Here is a 16,100-nt window from a genome sequence, read left to right as displayed (position 1 = left end):
AAAATGGCTGAAATATGAAAGCAACATTTTTTAACGAGCTGAAGGAAGAATTGAAAAAAGGGGCATCTGACAAAGGGCATCCTTTTCGATACTGTACCTTGGCCACCGTAGGATTGGACAACATTGCCAGACTAAGGACCATTGTACTGCGCAAGGCCACTGAAGACCTGATGCTTACATTTTTTACCGATAAGCGTTCCAAAAAGGTCGTCCACATAAAAGAGAACCAAAAGGTGAGCCTTCTTTTCTACCATCCTGAAAAACTGATGCAAATTAGAATAGAAGGATTGGCCGTGGTGAACAATGATATCAAGAGTAAAAAACTTTTGTGGGATTCTATTCCCGAAGCTTCAAGAAAGGATTATACTACCTCAGAGGCCCCTGGTAAGGAAATAAAAGATCCAGACGTCATTGAATATTTGAAGGATGAGGATCATTTCTGTATTGTGGAAATCCATCCTTTTAAAATTGAATACCTAAAGCTCAAACGGCCCAACCATATCAGGGTCCGATATTCCAAGAACAAAACTGATTGGGAAGGTGATTTTTTGGTGCCTTAAACCAACATCTGCAACTAACTGTTTGGTATGCCCCAGCACTAGTTATCCATGGTCAATATGGTAAACTCACCTGATAGTGGTTTTAGGACTGTCATCAGGTTAGGAATCAATTCATTCCCATATTCCAAGTAAAGTTCCGAAAAATTCAAATTTCGTTCTTGAAGGGATTTATTGGGAAAGAGTTCATTTTGAATTTCCGTCATGCGCACCACATGATCCTTCAACTTGCGCTTTTGGGCTTTCAATAAGCGTTTTTCCAAGTTCTCCAACCCTTTGATCTGTTTTACCTCCTGTGCCTTGACCGCACCCAAAAAAGATTTATCAGTCTGCTCAGCCAATTCATACAATCCTTTGAACTGTTCTTCAAGGTGCTGTTTTTGAGGAGAAAAATCGATATCAATATTGGATATGGACCTGATCTTTTTGTTGATAAAACTGCTTTGCTTTAAAAATAGGTCACTAATGTCCAGATCAAGTCTGTGTAGTTTTTCATCCTGTTTCTTGGTAATGACCAATGCCGAATTCCTTAAAAGCAAGATCGGGAAGGTGACGCCCATTGTTTCAAAGGAGGTTTTTAATTCCAACCAATAGGCCAGTTCTCCCCCTCCGCCTATATAGCAAAGGTTTGGCAAAATGACTTCCTGGTACAATGGCCTTGAAATTACATTGGGAGAAAATCGTTCTGGATGCTTGTCAAGCTCCTCCATTAGTTCCTTTTCGGTAAAATGCAAATCGGTATCATGGATGTGATACGAACCGTCTTTTTCAATAATACGTTCCCGTAGTCCGTCCTTCAAATAAAAATAATTGATTTCCCTGGGGTTTACCTGAATACCGTAGTTTTCCGATAACTGTTCCAACTTTTGGGCGGTATCCGTAACCGACTTAAAAGCGGCATTTTCAAGGATGTCCTTTTTGGCATAGGGCACCAATAATTTTTTCAGCTCGCTGTCATCACCATCTACAATGACCAACCCGTACTGTCCAAATAGTTCATTGGCCAAAAATCGGGTGGCATCGGTTAGATTGTCGTGTTCCAAATATGCCTTTTTGAACAACATTTTCAATTCCTCTGCATTTTTGCCCATACCTATTTCCATGGACAACATTTCATAAACATTCTCCAGCCCCTTTGTGTTCAGGTGACCTACAGCCCCAGAGGCTGTTTTGTTCCATTGTAACTTTTTCCCTTTAAAGTTGAAGTAATTGATTTCTTCAAAATCATGATCCTCTGTGGCCATCCAATACACCGGCACAAAATTATAGTTGGGATAAACCTCCTTTAACTGCTGGGTCAAATTAATGGTCGAAATAATCTTGTACAAGAAATACAGGGGGCCCGTAAAAAGGTTCAATTGATGGCCAGTTACTACCGTGAAGGTAGATTGGTCCTTCAATAGTTCAAGATGCAGTTCTGTAGATCTTGAAATATTTGTATTGGTATATTGCCGTTTCATTGCCCGATGAAGGACTACCCTATTTTCCATTGGGAAATTGGCCTGCTTTTCCAGTAATTGTTCCTTGAAATTAACTAGCTTGGAAAATCTATGGTAAAACGGCTTAAGGCTTTTCCTTTCATCCAAGTAATCACATATCAAATTGGAAAAATAACCTGTTGTTTTAAAGGGTATGCAGTCGCTTTTCATAGAGGCAGCTTAAAATCTGGGTAAAGTTAAAATTATTGAAATTTTGAGTTCCTAAAAATACGTTAAGATGTTTACAATTCGTAGAGTTATTGTTAGATTTGAAAAATAACAAACCACACTGCCCACTATGAAGCAAATATTACTCGCCGCCTATTTTTTCTTTTCTTTTTTTGCAATTTCCCAGGAAATCAAATCACCCTCGGAATTTTTAGGTTATGAACTGGGCACACAATTTACCCGCCATCACGAAGTAGTGGACTACTACGAATATTTGGCCGATGTGGCTTCGGATCGGGTACAGTTAACCACCTACGGAAAAACCAATGAGCGCAGACCTTTGCTATTGGCCTATGTATCCTCGGCCGACAATATAAATAATTTGGAAAGCATCAGAAAAGAGCACTTGAAAAGCACCTCCGGCAGCGGAGAGGCCTCAAAAGCCATCGTTTGGCTGAGCTATAATGTTCACGGCAATGAAAGTGTGAGTACAGAAGCTTCCATGCAGACTATCTTTGAGCTCTTGACCAATAAAACGGAATATTTGGAAAATACGGTGGTCATCATGGATCCCTGTATCAATCCAGATGGACGTGACCGATATGTAAACTGGTACAATGAAAACAAAAATACCCCGAACAATGTGGACCCGAATAGCAAGGAACACCATGAAGGTTGGCTGAGTGGACGCGCCAACCATTATATGTTCGATCTTAACCGCGATTGGGCCTGGCTCACCCAGGTGGAAAGCCAACAGCGTTTGAAAATGTACAATCAATGGCTACCTCACGTCCATGTCGATTTTCATGAACAAGGGGTCAACAACCCATATTATTTTGCCCCGGCTTCAGAGCCCTACCATGAGGTAATCACGGATTTCCAACGCGATTTTCAGGTGACCATTGGTAAAAACCATGCAAAATATTTCGATGCCAAAGGTTGGTTCTACTTTACCAAGGAAGTTTTTGACCTATTGTATCCAAGCTATGGAGACACTTACCCTATGTACAATGGATCTATTGGAATGACCTATGAACAAGGCGGTAGTGGCCGTGCAGGTCTGGGCATAATTACTGCCATTGGGGATACCCTCACCTTAAAGGACAGAATAGAGCACCATTTTACAACCGGGATATCCACGGTTGAAGTAGCGGCAGGAAATGCCCAAAAATTAAATGAGGAGTTCAAGAAATTTTACCAACCAAAAAACTTCAAGTACAAGAGTTACATTCTCAATGGGGACCGAGATAAAATAAATGCACTTACCGCACTTTTGGACCAGCATCAGATTGCATACAGCACAGGAAGTGGCGCCACCGCAAAAGGATATGATTATTCCTCGGGAAAGTCGGGCAGTACCAAAACCACCGCCAATAGCCTGGTCGTAAGTACAAACCAAACCAAGGGAACATTGGTTAAAGTATTATTTGAACCCAATGCCCAATTGAGTGACTCCCTTACCTATGATATCACCGCTTGGTCCCTGCCTTATGCTTACGGACTGGATGCCCTTGCCTCCGAAAGTTTGGTGGGGAGTGGGAAACCTTCCACGGACAACGAATTGACCTTAGAAATTGACAGGAATGCCTACGCATATATTACTGACTGGAACAGTATGGACGATGCACGCTTTCTGGCAGAACTATTAAAAGAAGGTATCCGTGTCCGGTACACAGAAAAACCGTTTACAATACATGGAGAAAAATACGAAAGAGGAAGTTTGATCATTACCAGTGCCGACAACAAAAACAAGAATGGTTTTCTAGACATTTTGAAAGCGTCGGCCAAAAGGAACAACAAGCATATAAGGGCCACGGCCACGGGATTTGTGGACAGTGGAAAAGATTTTGGTTCCTCTTCCGTGCAGATGATTTCTGACACAAAAATAGCAGTGCTCTCCGGGGAACCTACCAGTACGCTTCAATTTGGGGAAATTTGGCACTTTTTTGAGCAGCAGCTCAACTATCCGGTGAGCATTTTGGACAGTGAATATTGGAAACAGGTGGACCTGTCCAAATATGATGTACTTGTGCTCCCCGATGGGTGGTATGGAAGCTCCATTGATGAGGATCAAATGCAGCGATTAAAAGAATGGGTCAAAAATGGCGGAAAACTAATTGCCATGGGCGGTGCCATTAATGGTATCGATGGTGAAAAGGGTTTTGGCATCAAAGCCAGGGAAATAAAGAAAGACACGACCCTAATTATGGAATCTTATGATATCTCTGAAAGGGAGGGCATTAAAAATGCCATTACCGGCGCCATCTTCAAGACCAAGGTAGATACCACACACCCTTTGGCATATGGTTATAAAGACACCTATTTTTCTTTGAAATTAGGCGATGATGCTTACGAATACCTGGAAAATGGCACAGCAGTATACTTGGATAATGATACCATGCCGGTGGCAGGGTTTGCCGGTAGTGAAGCACAGAAAAAAATTGGAAAGACATTAATTTTCGGTGCTGAAAACTATGGAAGAGGCCAGGTGATCTATATGGTAGACAATCCTTTGTTCAGAGGTTTTTGGGAAAATGGAAAGCTCTTTTTTGTAAACGCCCTGTTCATGGTCAATTAAGGCACTTTTTCTAAAGCCCTTTCGCTAATTTTTCAATTCGCTACATGTCCAACCCTACAAAAAGACAGAAACAAGCCCAGATATTACGAATATTTAGAAAGGTGCACCGGACCATGGGTGCTTTACTATTTTCTTTCTTCTTTATCATATCCATATCCGGATTATTATTGGGATGGAAAAAAAATAGTGGCGGTTATATATTGGCGGAGACGCAAAAAGGTGTTTCAACCAATTTGGCCGACTGGAAACCTTTGGATGAACTGAACCGCGAAGCATTAAAGATCTATCGCGATTCAATTTCCCCGAGAGCCAATGTCAAAGTTGACCGAATGGAGGTTAGGAATGACAAAGGGATCATCAAATTTACCTTTGAAGACGATTTTTGGGGCATTCAATTGGATGGCGCAACCGGAAAATTGCTACTGATCGAAAAACGGCGAGGGGATTATATTGAAAAGATGCATGATGGTTCTTTGCTCGACTATTATTTTGAAACCGAACACGGACAGTTCAAATTGTTTTATACCACCGTGATGGGCATAGCCTTGTTCATTTTTACAACGACCGGATTTTGGTTGTGGTATGGCCCAAAAAGAATGCGCAGACATTAATGATGAACACATGGTATCACTAAATAGGCCACCACTAAGGCACTGATCTTAACGAATGGTAAAATTTATCCACTATAGTCTATATACACATAGAAATCAGCATAATTAATAGCAAAACTGGTCATTTTTCGTTAACTTAGAGTAAGTATACTACTCCTTATCAGGAGGGGTTTTGCTTCTAAAAAAATTTGCTATCATGTTATGCCATAAACTCATATTTCCAAGAAATTACCTGATCCTGGCAATCGTAGTTTTGCTTTCCCTAGGAACTCACGCAAGCTCCTTTGCCCACCCCTATTACCAAGAAGTCCTGCAAGACGTTAATTACAACACCTACAGCGGGGAGGTCTTGGATAGCGATTCTAGAAAGCCACTGGTCTTTGCCACCTTGACCTTAGAAGGGACCAATATCAGTACCGTTACCAATACGGAAGGAATGTTCTCATTGAAAATTCCAAAAACTACCGCTGAAGGCAATATCAGCATTTCTTTTTTGGGCTATAAGACGAAGGTGGTGCCATTGACCGACCTTAGGTCAGAAAAAAATGAAATCACGCTGGACATGGCCAGTATCGAACTTACCGAGGTAAACCTAACGGTGCCCAAAAGTGCTGAAGGTCTTGTCCGGGAAACTTTGGCCAAAAAAGGAGAGAATTATTTTAAGGACCCCACCATTATGACAGCCTTTTATAGGGAGACCATAAAAAAAAGGAGAAAAAACGTATCCCTTTCTGAAGCAGTGGTCACTATTTACAAAGCACCATATGGCACCCCAAAAAGAGATGCCGTACAACTGTACAAAGCACGCAAGAGCACAGATTACAGCAAATTGGACACCGTGGCCCTCAAATTGGAAGGAGGCCCGTTCAACACGCTTTACGTGGATATTATGAAATATCCAGAATTTATATTTACCGATGAGGACATATCAAAATATGCCTTTAGCTTCGACCAGTCCACCAGGGTCAATGACCGACTGATCTATGTGGTAAATTTTCAACAACACAATTATATCAACGAGCCTTTATACAGAGGAAAACTCTATATAGATTCAGATAAGAAAGTACTGACCAGTGCCATATACTCCTTAAACATTACCGATGTTGCCCAGGCATCCAGACTATTTGTACGAAAGAAACCTGCAAATGCCAATGTTTGGCCCACAGATGTAGCCTATAGGGTAGATTATAGAGAAAAAGACGGTAGATGGTACTATGGATACAGTAATGTATTGTTGGAGTTTAAAATCAACTGGGATGACCGATTTTTCAATTCCGTATACAGCATGACGGCCGAAATGGCGGTGACCGATTGGGAAATAAATACGGAGAAGGCCAATTTAAAAGCCAGGGAAAAAATGAAGTCACGCATTATATTGAGCGATGAGGCCAGTGGTTTTTCAGATCCTGATTTTTGGGGTGAATATAATATTATAGAACCCGAAAAATCCATTGAATCTGCCATTAAAAAAATACAAAGGCAATTGCGAAGAGCGCGGTCCAAAGATGTTTCTGAAAATTTTTAGGCCCCTTTACAACGCTCAAAGTTGGGTATGAACACAAAAAAGCCGCTATCTTTTGGGATAGCGGCTTTTAATTTATCTTAAAGACTATAATTTACTTTCAAAATCTTCCAAGGTTCTGGTTATAATGGATACACAATCCAACAACTGTTCCCTGTTCATAACCAAAGGTGGTGCAAAACGAATGATGTTACCATGGGTCGGTTTTGCTAGCAGTCCATTTTCCTTTAGGGCCATACAAATATCCCAAGCAGTGGTACTTTCTTCCGTATCGTTGATCAAAATAGCATTTAATAGGCCTTTACCCCTTACAGCATTGACCAAAGAGCAGTTTGGAATAAATTTGTTCATTTCCTCGCGGAACAACACTCCCAAATCAAAGGCATTCTGGGCCAGATTTTCTTCTTTGACAACTTCCAACGCAGCAATTCCTACCGCTGCCGCCACAGGGTTACCACCAAATGTGCTTCCGTGGTTTCCAGGTCTGATTACCCCCATGATATTGTCATTTGCCAAAACTCCGGAAACAGGGTAAGCCCCTCCGGAAAGTGCTTTTCCCAAAATTAATATATCCGGTTTTACTTCCGGCGTTCCACTGCAATGCTTATCCGTACAACTACAGTTGCCGCAGGTGGCCAACAACCTTCCTGTCCTTGCAATTCCTGTCTGTACTTCATCGGCAATAAAAAGAACATTGTGTTCTTCACATAAGGCCTTTGCCTTGGCAAGATAACCTTCAGAAGGGACAAAAACCCCAGCTTCCCCCTGGATGGGCTCTACGAGGAATCCTGCTATATTCTTATTGCTTTTTAGCGTCGCCTCCAATTCTTGTAGGTTATCGTACTCTATTTTGATAAAGCCCTGCGTGTAAGGTCCAAAATTCTTTCTGGCCACTTCATCATTGGAAAAAGAAATGATTGTTGTGGTGCGCCCGTGGAAATTGTTCTTACATACAATTATTTCAGCTTCATTTTCATGAATACCCTTTTTCTCGTATGCCCATTTCCTACAGATTTTCAAAGCGGTCTCTACTGCTTCCGCCCCTGTGTTCATCGGTAATAACTTATCGAATCCAAAAGTTTCGGACGCGTATTTCTCGAATTTTCCGAGCATATCATTATAAAATGCCCTGGACGTCAATGTTAATGTTTGTGCCTGGTTTACCATCGCACCTACGATTTTAGGATGGCAGTGACCTTGGTTTACTGCTGAATAAGCCGAGAGGAAATCATAATATTTCTTACCCTCAACATCCCATACGTATACACCTTCACCCCTGCTCAAAACTACAGGTAATGGATGGTAATTATGGGCTCCGTATTCATTCTCCAATGCTATGGCGTCCTCAGAAGTTAATATTTCTAAAACTGACATGATCTCTACTTTTTAAATAAAACTAATGTGATTCCTGCTTAAGGAGAGAAATCATCCTATGAAGTGGTCGCAAATTACGAATAAAAATGTGGAATATAAAGAATATTCACACTTTGTTGTGATGAAAAACCCGCTATTTCCAAGGTTCCAGAGCGAAAGCTCCACGACTCAGTTTTTATTTGAACCTGTTGAAATATCTTATATGGGAACCGGCCCAAAAATTGTTTTTTTCATCCATAAAAAATGTAACGGCAACCACTTCATGTTCAGTGCATGGTTTCCCCTGTTCCTCTACAAAGGCTTATAAAATGCCTTCATACCCCTTACATTCCAGATTTTTAGCATTCTTAAACTTTAGATAGATTTTACTACCTAGGTCCCCGTAGTTCAGTAAAAAGATTTTACTTTTGCCACATGCGTAAAAAGAACAAAAGACAGATCTTCGAAAATGTAACGGTAGTTGATGCAGGAGCGAAGGGAAAAACGATAGGTAAGGCGCCTGATGGCCGTGTTATATTTCTAACCAATACCGTTCCAGGAGACGTGGTCGATGTGCAGACCACAAAAAAGAGAAAAGCCTATTTTGAAGGTACTGCTATAAAATTTCATACCCTATCCGATAAAAGAACAAAACCAGAATGTCAGCATTTTGGAGTTTGTGGTGGATGCAAATGGCAAGATATGGGTTATGAGCACCAGTTGTTCTACAAACAAAAGGAGGTAGAGAACAATTTGATCCGCATTGGTCATTTGGAATTACCCGCTGTGACCCCAATATTAGGATCCAAAAAACAATACTTTTATAGAAACAAGATGGAATTTTCGTTCTCCGACAGCCGTTGGCTGACCTATGAGGAGATCAATTCCAAAGACGAAATAGCGGATAGGAATGCCTTGGGGTTCCACATTCCTGGGATGTGGGACAAAATATTGGACATCAAAAAATGTCATCTTCAGGCCGACCCATCCAATGCCATACGATTGGCCATCAAAGATTTTGCAAACAAACATGACCTTCCCTTTTTTAATCCTAGAAACCAGGAAGGATTGTTGCGCACGCTTATGATCAGAACCTCTTCCAATGGTGAAATAATGGTTTTGGTACAATTCTTTGATGACAACAAACAACAACGGACACTTTTGATGGATTTTATAAAGGAAACCTTCCCAGAGATTACTTCCTTGCTGTATGTGATCAACCAAAAGCAGAACGACACTATTTATGATCAAAAGATTGAATGTTATGCCGGTCGGGATCATATTTTTGAAGAAATGGAAGGATTGAAGTTCAAGATCAACGCCAAATCCTTTTATCAAACCAATTCTGAACAGGCTTACGAACTCTACAAGATCACCAGGGATTTTGCAGGCCTAACAGGTGATGAACTGGTATATGACCTGTACACTGGTACGGGAACGATAGCCCAGTTCGTGGCCAAAAAAGCCAAGAAAGTAGTTGGGATAGAAGCTGTACCCGTAGCCATTGAGGATGCCAAAGCCAATGCAAAATTGAACAACATTGATAATGTGGCATTTTTTGCAGGCGATATGAAAAATATCTTCAATGCCGGGTTCATAGCTACCAATGGCAAACCGGATGTGATCATCACGGATCCACCAAGGGATGGAATGCACAAGGATGTGGTGCAACAAATATTGAATATTGCGCCCAAAAAGGTCGTCTATGTCAGTTGTAACAGCGCCACACAAGCTAGGGATCTGGAATTGATGAAGGACCAATATAAAATTACCAAATTACAGCCCGTAGATATGTTTCCACAAACACACCATGTAGAAAATGTTGTACTTTTGGAAAAACGTGCTTAACCCCAAGTTGAAGAAATATTCAAAATTGTTCATGAAAAGAATTCTGGCCCTTGGCGCTGTTATTATGACAATCGTAGCTTTTTCCTCCTGTGAGAAAGACGATATATGTGTAGATGGGGATACGCCCCTCTTGGTAATTGGCTTTTACGATGTCAATGATACCACAGCTGCCAAGAAAGTAACCAAGTTAAGGGTTGCCGGGGAAAATCAACAATTCACGGTGAATACTGTAGCGGACCGAACCGATTTGGATCTCATTGAGATACCCTTACGGATCAACAGTCCAAATACCTCTTTTGTTTTGATCTCAAATTCGGCCACTAACAGTTCCAATGAAGAAACTGGTAATGCTGATATCGTAACCTTTAATTATGACACCAACGAGGTTTTTGTGTCCAGGGCTTGCGGTTTTATTGCCAATTATGAGAATCTTAGCGGAACATTGGGATCCGATTCGGACCATTGGATTCAAGGAGTAGAGATAGTCAAAACCACCATAAACGATCAAGCAGCTGCCCATGTCAAGATATATCATTAGTGCTTTATTCCTTTTGGTCTGTTTTACCGTTCATTCCCAGGATAAATCCATCGATCTACAACCAAGGGACACCACCATAAAAAAGGAATCCTATGGCCTACGTGTAGGGGCAGACCTCAGTAGATTGGGACTCTCGTTTTTAAATGAAGACTATACGGGACTTGAACTTGTCGGAGATTACAGACTTACCCAAAAACTCTACCTTGCTGCCGAAATTGGCAATGAAGATAGGACAAAACAGGAAGATCTATACAATTTCACCTCTTCGGGCAGTTATATAAAAGCAGGGGTAGATTATAACACCTACCAGAATTGGTATGGGATGAACAATACCATTTTTTTGGGCGGCCGATATGCCATTAGCACCTTTAGCCAAACCTTGAACGATTATTCCGTATTTGACAGTAATAGATACTGGAACGAAGATAATTTTGCCGACGGACAGTCCCCGGGCCAAGAATACAGTGGTTTAAATGCCTCCTGGTTAGAACTGGTACTTGGCACCAAGGTGGAACTCTTTGCCAACCTCTATTTGGGGGCCAGTGTGCGCCTAGGATTTTTGGTTACCCAAAAACAAGCTGATGAATTTCCAAATCTTTGGATCCCTGGATTCAACAAGGTCACCGATGGCAGTAAATTTGGTGCCGGTTACAACTATTCCATCTCCTATTTTATACCCCTTTATAAAAAAGTAAAGAAATCGGTCAAAAAAGAGGTCAAAAAGTAATTTAAAACTTCTTTATTCCTTTCATAAAGAGCCACTTCATAAAAAGCTTCTCTCCATCCTTGGTCTTTGTAGCCGCAAATTTTGGCGACAAAACAGAAGCCATTATAGCTGCAACTATAGCCAAAAGAATACTGTCACCTGGCAATACCACCCACATGATCGCCCTTATGACAATGAAGAGTATACCAAACCCGATAAAATTGTAAAAAAAGGCCTTAAAAGAAGGTTTCATGATTATGATGGTTGGTTATATTTGGCTTTTTTACTGCCCTCATACATCACATACTTCACCAATTTGGATTCCAAATGACTATTGAATACCTTGATTTTTCTTGATGGTCTAAGCCCTACGAACTTCAGTGCTTCCAAATTGGAAGTGATAAACCAGGCATCGGTTCCAGGGTATTTTTGTTTTAGGGTATCCCCAATAGAGGCATAGAAACTCTCCATTTCAATATCCAAACGCTCCCCATAAGGAGGGTTGAATACCATATGCAAGTGCTTGTCGGAGAACTTTTCCGTTTCAAAAAAGTTCATTCTTTCAACCGTGATATACTCGGATAGGTTTGCGTTTTTAACGTTGTCCTTTGCCTTGGCCACGGCCGAAGGGGCTTTGTCATACCCAACAATCTTAAAATGGAACTCCCTGGTCTTGTTCAAACTTGCATCTACGATCTTTTCAAAAAGCTCTTCGTCAAAATCGGACCATTTTTCAAAGGCGAACTCCTTTCTATTGATATTTGCTGGAATATTACAGGCGATCATGGCTGCCTCGGTTAGGAAGGTTCCACTCCCGCACATCGGGTCCAGAAAATCGCACTGTCCGTCCCAGCCACTAAGCAACAACAAGCCTGCGGCCAAAACTTCATTGATGGGTGCAATATTGGTGGCCGTACGATAACCCCTTTGATGTAGCGATCTTCCTGAGGTATCCAAAGAAACGTTACAATGATCTTTTTGGATATGTATATTTAAACGTACGTCGGGAAACTTGATATCCACATCGGGCCTGCGTCCGTCGGTATCCCTAAATTTATCCACAATAGCATCTTTTACCTTTTGGGAAACATAAAGGGAATGCGTAAAATTCTCAGAATTGATAGTGGTATCAATGGCAAAAGTAGTGTCCGCCGAGAGGTACTCACTCCAGTCCATCTGATATATTTTCTTATAAAGATCATTCTCGTCAGTGACATTGAATGAATGCACTGGCTTTACAATTTTAATTGCTGTTCTCAGACATAGGTTGGCCTTGTACATAAAACCTTTGTCTCCTTCAAAAGAAACGCTCCTTACCCCTTCTTCAACATTGCTTGCACCAAGATTGCGCAATTCCTTTGCCAAAATCTCCTCAAAACCAAATAAGGTTTTGGCTACCATTTTATAATTATTGTCCATACTTACTTTAAAGAATACCGCAAAAATACATTAATTTTGCCCCAATTACACAGTACAATCAAATAGTACCGAGCACTAACCAAATTTACATGATCTATTTATTGCCCATTCTTGCGGTATTATTAAGTTTTGCCTTTGTTCTAGTAGTAAAACCAAAAAACAAAGAGGCCTTTAAATTGGTTTTAGCCTTTAGTGGGGCCTTTCTATTGGCGCTTACCGTATTTGAACTGTTCCCCGAAGTATATGAAGATTCCAATCCCAAAACCATAGGGGTCTGTGTGATGCTTGGGATCCTATTTCAAATTTTCCTTGAATTTTTCTCTAAGGGAGCAGAACACGGTCATGTACATTTTGATACGGAGAAAACAAATTTCCCATGGCTGCTATTCATCAGTCTATCGCTGCATTCCCTTTTGGAAGGGATTCCCATTGAAAAGCATCATAATATACTCTATGGCATCCTGGTGCACAAAGTACCCATCGCCATCATTCTGAGCATCTTTTTGATCAATTCCAAGATCAAGATGAGCAATGCCATTTTTTTTATTGTACTGTTTGCCATTATGACGCCTCTGGGCAGCCTTATGGCCGCCAATATGCAATTTATTGAGGAGTACTACGCACCAATTTCGGCTGTGGTCATAGGTATCTTCCTGCATATCTCAACAGTTATACTTTTTGAGACATCAGAGGGACATAAGTTTAATTTACGAAAATTAGTGGTGATCATTATAGGGATCGCCATAGCCTATCTCTTATAAATGTTTAGCAAGGAAGCATCACGTAAATTACGGGAGGACTTTTGGATATCCTTTGGAAAGTCATTTCCAAGAAAATGGATCTTGTACAATACCAGGGTCAAGGATTTTGCCTTTAAATTTCATTTTGACACCAAATCTGCCATGGTTTCCTTGGATTTGGATCACCATGATTTGGAAAAAAGGATAGAACTATGGGAAAAGCTACTTTCCTTAAAATCTATTCTGATTGAGGAATATCTTCCGGATGCCATTTTCAACGACTCTTATATCCTCGACAATCAAAAAGAAATATCCAGAATTTATGTGGTTTTGGAGGGCGTTTCCATTCACAATAAAAATAGCTGGCAAGAGACCATGGTCTTTTTAAATAAAAAAATGCTACAATTTGAAGCATTTTTTGAAGAATACGAGGATATTCTGATCAGCTAAACCACATCCAAATAGATAAAAAGCCAATGGCTGATGGCACCGCCCAATACAAACAAGTGCCAAATAAGATGGTTGTAGGGTATCTTTCTTATGGCATAGAATAATATTCCAATGGTATAAAATGCACCACCAGAAATGAGAAGATCAATTCCCATGGGCGTAGTATTCGCCAATAACCCTGGGTAATCCAAAACAATAAGCCATCCCATGGCCAAGTAGAGAAATAGGGAGAGCAATTCGAACTTTCCGGTATAGAATACTTTAAAGAGAGTGCCAATTGCTGCTATGCCCCAAACCACATAAAAGATCAAAAATCCATTGCCCTCGGCTAGGGATATAAGGGCTACAGGCGTATAGGTCCCAGCAATTAAAAAGTAAATGCTCACATGGTCTACAATCCGGAGTCTTCTTTTCAGTTCCAAATTAGTGACATAATGATACATGGTAGAAGCAGAAAACAATAGGATCACCGTGAAGCTATATATTAATATGGCAAGGGTCGCAAATTGGGTTTTACCGTTATTCTTGAACAACAGCAAAACAGCACCTACCAATCCCAGAAATACACCAAGAGCATGGGAATAGGCATGGAGCCTTTCCACTTTTGCTATAGCTACATTCTTTGTTGCATCGCTATTACCTTCCACTATTTATAGCGTTTCCCGTGTTTTATCACCAAATCAACATCTTGCAACAAGCTGATATAGCGTAGAACATCACCGTCCACGGCAATGATATCTGCATATTTTCCCGGGGTAATGGTTCCTACTTCATCGGCCACTCCCATCCATAATGCAGGCCAATAGGTTGCAGCCCTGATGGCGTACATGGGGTCTATGCCGAATTCATTGACCCAAACATCCAATTCGTTCCATGTAGATTGACTATGGAACTTCATGGGTATACCGCTATCCGTACCTATCATCAACACCACACCAGCATCCATCAATTGCTTGATTTTAGTTTTTAAGGTTGGCCTTCTCACAGGAGTCAATTGAAAGTATGGCAAACGGTCCGGATGCGCAATACTGTTCTTTATATCAACGACAACGCTATCTGGCAAACCTAAATGCCATGAATCGTTGTCCAACTTTTCGGGATTGTCCCTGACATACTCATAATTATAAAGTCCTTCTACGGTTGGACACCAAAATAAAGGACCCAAATTCATTTGAGCGGTCCGTTCTTTGATCTGTACAATGATATCTTCTGGATATTCGGGGGCTGAGGACAGTCCTGTGTGTTCAAAACAATCTACACCTACTTGCAGGCCCCTTCTAATTTCATTGGGCCTATGGCCATGGGCCACCACTTTTAAGTTGTTTTTATGGGCCTCATCAACGACGGCTTCCAATACGGCCATGGTCATCTGGTCATGGTCTATCAATTTGACCATATCTACACCAGCCTTGGCAAGCTTTCTGATCTTTGCCCTGCCGTCTTCTGGATTGTTCACTCCCCATCTAAAATCTTCTGTACCCGGATAAGGCTTATGCTGTATAAATGGACCCGAAACATATAGGGTAGCACCTGGAATTTCACCTCTATTGATCGCATCACGAACTGCTATACTTTCCTCTAGGGGACCTCCCAGATCCCTTGCACTGGTGACCCCCGCCATCAGGAGCTGATGTGCGGAAGAGGGCATGATCACATCTTTTAGCAAAGGCGGATACGTCCTGTCCCAATAATCGTAATCTGCATGACCATTTATCATGGTATGCACATGCATATCCCACAACCCCGGAAGTACTGTCATACCTTCTGTAGAAATTATTTCTGCATGGGCGGGTATGGGTGTATCTGCCATGGTTCCCACGGCGACAATCTTTTCGCCTTCAATCACAACTACGCTGTTTTTTATGGGATCGGAACCAAAACCATCGATGAGGGTACCCCCCACCAGAGCTTTGAGTTGTTTTTCTTGTGCTGTAGACAAAAGGGAAGTAAAGATTACTAGGAAGAAAAAGAGTTTTCTGTTCATTGGAACGGTATTGTGATACCTAAATATAGGACAAAAAAAAATCCCGACCACAAATGTGATCGGGATTCTCAAAAAAAGGCGGCGACCTACTCTCCCACTTGGTATAGCAGTACCATCGGCGCTGATGGGCTTAACTTCCCTGTTCGGA

At 41.2% G+C, this 16,100-nt stretch carries 15 protein-coding genes and 1 rRNA gene; 9 read left to right on the top strand and 7 right to left on the bottom strand.

The window, feature by feature from the left end:
- Window positions 1-14 precede the first annotated feature (14 nt).
- Window positions 15-560, top strand: a complete 546-nt coding sequence (locus WAA86_RS05520; protein ID WP_337299994.1) for a pyridoxamine 5'-phosphate oxidase family protein — start codon at window positions 15-17, stop codon at window positions 558-560.
- A gap of 38 nt (window positions 561-598) precedes the next feature.
- On the opposite strand, the gene bshC is transcribed toward WAA86_RS05520, so the two are convergent.
- Window positions 599-2,206, bottom strand: coding sequence for a bacillithiol biosynthesis cysteine-adding enzyme BshC (bshC, locus tag WAA86_RS05515; protein WP_337299993.1), 1,608 nt, complete (start codon window positions 2,204-2,206; stop codon window positions 599-601).
- A gap of 127 nt (window positions 2,207-2,333) precedes the next feature.
- On the opposite strand from bshC, the gene WAA86_RS05510 reads away from it, so the two are divergent.
- The 3 genes from WAA86_RS05510 (at window position 2,334) to WAA86_RS05500 (ending at window position 6,917) form a co-directional block, all read left to right on the top strand.
- Window positions 2,334-4,781, top strand: a complete 2,448-nt coding sequence (locus WAA86_RS05510) for a M14 family zinc carboxypeptidase (protein WP_337299992.1) — start codon at window positions 2,334-2,336, stop codon at window positions 4,779-4,781.
- A gap of 44 nt (window positions 4,782-4,825) precedes the next feature.
- Window positions 4,826-5,392: a PepSY domain-containing protein gene (locus WAA86_RS05505; protein WP_337299991.1), complete on the top strand. Its 567-nt coding sequence runs from the start codon at window positions 4,826-4,828 to the stop codon at window positions 5,390-5,392.
- A 196-nt stretch (window positions 5,393-5,588) separates the two neighbouring features.
- Window positions 5,589-6,917: a carboxypeptidase-like regulatory domain-containing protein gene (locus WAA86_RS05500; protein WP_337299990.1), complete on the top strand. Its 1,329-nt coding sequence runs from the start codon at window positions 5,589-5,591 to the stop codon at window positions 6,915-6,917.
- A gap of 84 nt (window positions 6,918-7,001) precedes the next feature.
- Here WAA86_RS05500 and rocD read toward each other — a convergent pair whose 3' ends face one another.
- Window positions 7,002-8,288 (bottom strand): ornithine--oxo-acid transaminase, encoded by a 1,287-nt coding sequence (gene rocD, locus WAA86_RS05495; protein WP_337299989.1) that lies wholly within the window; start codon window positions 8,286-8,288, stop codon window positions 7,002-7,004.
- A gap of 414 nt (window positions 8,289-8,702) precedes the next feature.
- Between rocD and rlmD the strand changes: the two genes are divergently transcribed.
- From rlmD to WAA86_RS05480, 3 genes are read left to right on the top strand one after another with little or no spacing between them, the layout of a single operon-like run.
- A complete protein-coding gene (gene rlmD, locus WAA86_RS05490) occupies window positions 8,703-10,115 on the top strand; it encodes a 23S rRNA (uracil(1939)-C(5))-methyltransferase RlmD (RefSeq protein ID WP_337299988.1) in 1,413 nt (470 codons plus the stop codon).
- Window positions 10,116-10,146: 31 nt separating this feature from the next.
- Entirely contained in the window at window positions 10,147-10,653 is a 507-nt protein-coding gene (locus WAA86_RS05485) for a DUF6452 family protein (RefSeq protein ID WP_337299987.1), read from the top strand.
- Window positions 10,634-11,380 carry a DUF6048 family protein gene (locus WAA86_RS05480; RefSeq protein ID WP_337299986.1) on the top strand — a complete coding sequence of 249 codons (747 nt, stop codon included), beginning with the start codon at window positions 10,634-10,636 and terminating at the stop codon, window positions 11,378-11,380. The genes WAA86_RS05485 and WAA86_RS05480 overlap by 20 nt, the downstream gene beginning before the upstream one ends.
- Window position 11,381: 1 nt before the next feature.
- Here WAA86_RS05480 and WAA86_RS05475 read toward each other — a convergent pair whose 3' ends face one another.
- Together WAA86_RS05475 and WAA86_RS05470 are read right to left on the bottom strand one after the other, a co-directional pair.
- Complete coding sequence (locus tag WAA86_RS05475) at window positions 11,382-11,612, bottom strand: hypothetical protein (RefSeq protein WP_337299985.1); 231 nt, start codon at window positions 11,610-11,612, stop codon at window positions 11,382-11,384.
- A 2-nt stretch (window positions 11,613-11,614) separates the two neighbouring features.
- Entirely contained in the window at window positions 11,615-12,778 is a 1,164-nt protein-coding gene (locus WAA86_RS05470) for a THUMP domain-containing class I SAM-dependent RNA methyltransferase (protein ID WP_337299984.1), read from the bottom strand.
- A gap of 89 nt (window positions 12,779-12,867) precedes the next feature.
- Here WAA86_RS05470 and WAA86_RS05465 point away from each other — a divergent pair, with 89 nt between their 5' ends.
- Both WAA86_RS05465 and WAA86_RS05460 read left to right on the top strand, forming a co-directional pair.
- Window positions 12,868-13,539, top strand: a complete 672-nt coding sequence (locus tag WAA86_RS05465) for a ZIP family metal transporter (RefSeq protein WP_337299983.1) — start codon at window positions 12,868-12,870, stop codon at window positions 13,537-13,539.
- On the top strand, window positions 13,540-13,968 hold the full coding sequence (locus WAA86_RS05460) for a DUF4268 domain-containing protein (RefSeq protein WP_337299982.1): 429 nt from the start codon (window positions 13,540-13,542) through the stop codon (window positions 13,966-13,968).
- On the opposite strand, the gene trhA is transcribed toward WAA86_RS05460, so the two are convergent.
- From trhA to rrf, 3 genes are all read right to left on the bottom strand, one after another.
- Window positions 13,965-14,615: a PAQR family membrane homeostasis protein TrhA gene (gene trhA / locus WAA86_RS05455; RefSeq protein ID WP_337299981.1), complete on the bottom strand. Its 651-nt coding sequence runs from the start codon at window positions 14,613-14,615 to the stop codon at window positions 13,965-13,967. The genes WAA86_RS05460 and trhA overlap by 4 nt on opposite strands.
- Window positions 14,615-15,727, bottom strand: a complete 1,113-nt coding sequence (locus WAA86_RS05450; RefSeq protein ID WP_443217573.1) for an amidohydrolase family protein — start codon at window positions 15,725-15,727, stop codon at window positions 14,615-14,617. Before WAA86_RS05450 ends, trhA begins: the two co-directional genes overlap by 1 nt.
- Before the next feature lie 298 nt (window positions 15,728-16,025).
- Window positions 16,026-16,100, bottom strand: a 5S ribosomal RNA gene (rrf, locus tag WAA86_RS15360); the annotation flags it as partial.

Origin of the sequence: Sediminicola sp. 1XM1-17, from assembly GCF_037203765.1 — a bacterium.
In the GTDB taxonomy this organism is placed as follows: domain Bacteria; phylum Bacteroidota; class Bacteroidia; order Flavobacteriales; family Flavobacteriaceae; genus Sediminicola.
The sequence above is the reverse complement of the archived record's forward strand: the minus strand, read 5'-3'. Positions and strand labels throughout refer to the sequence as shown.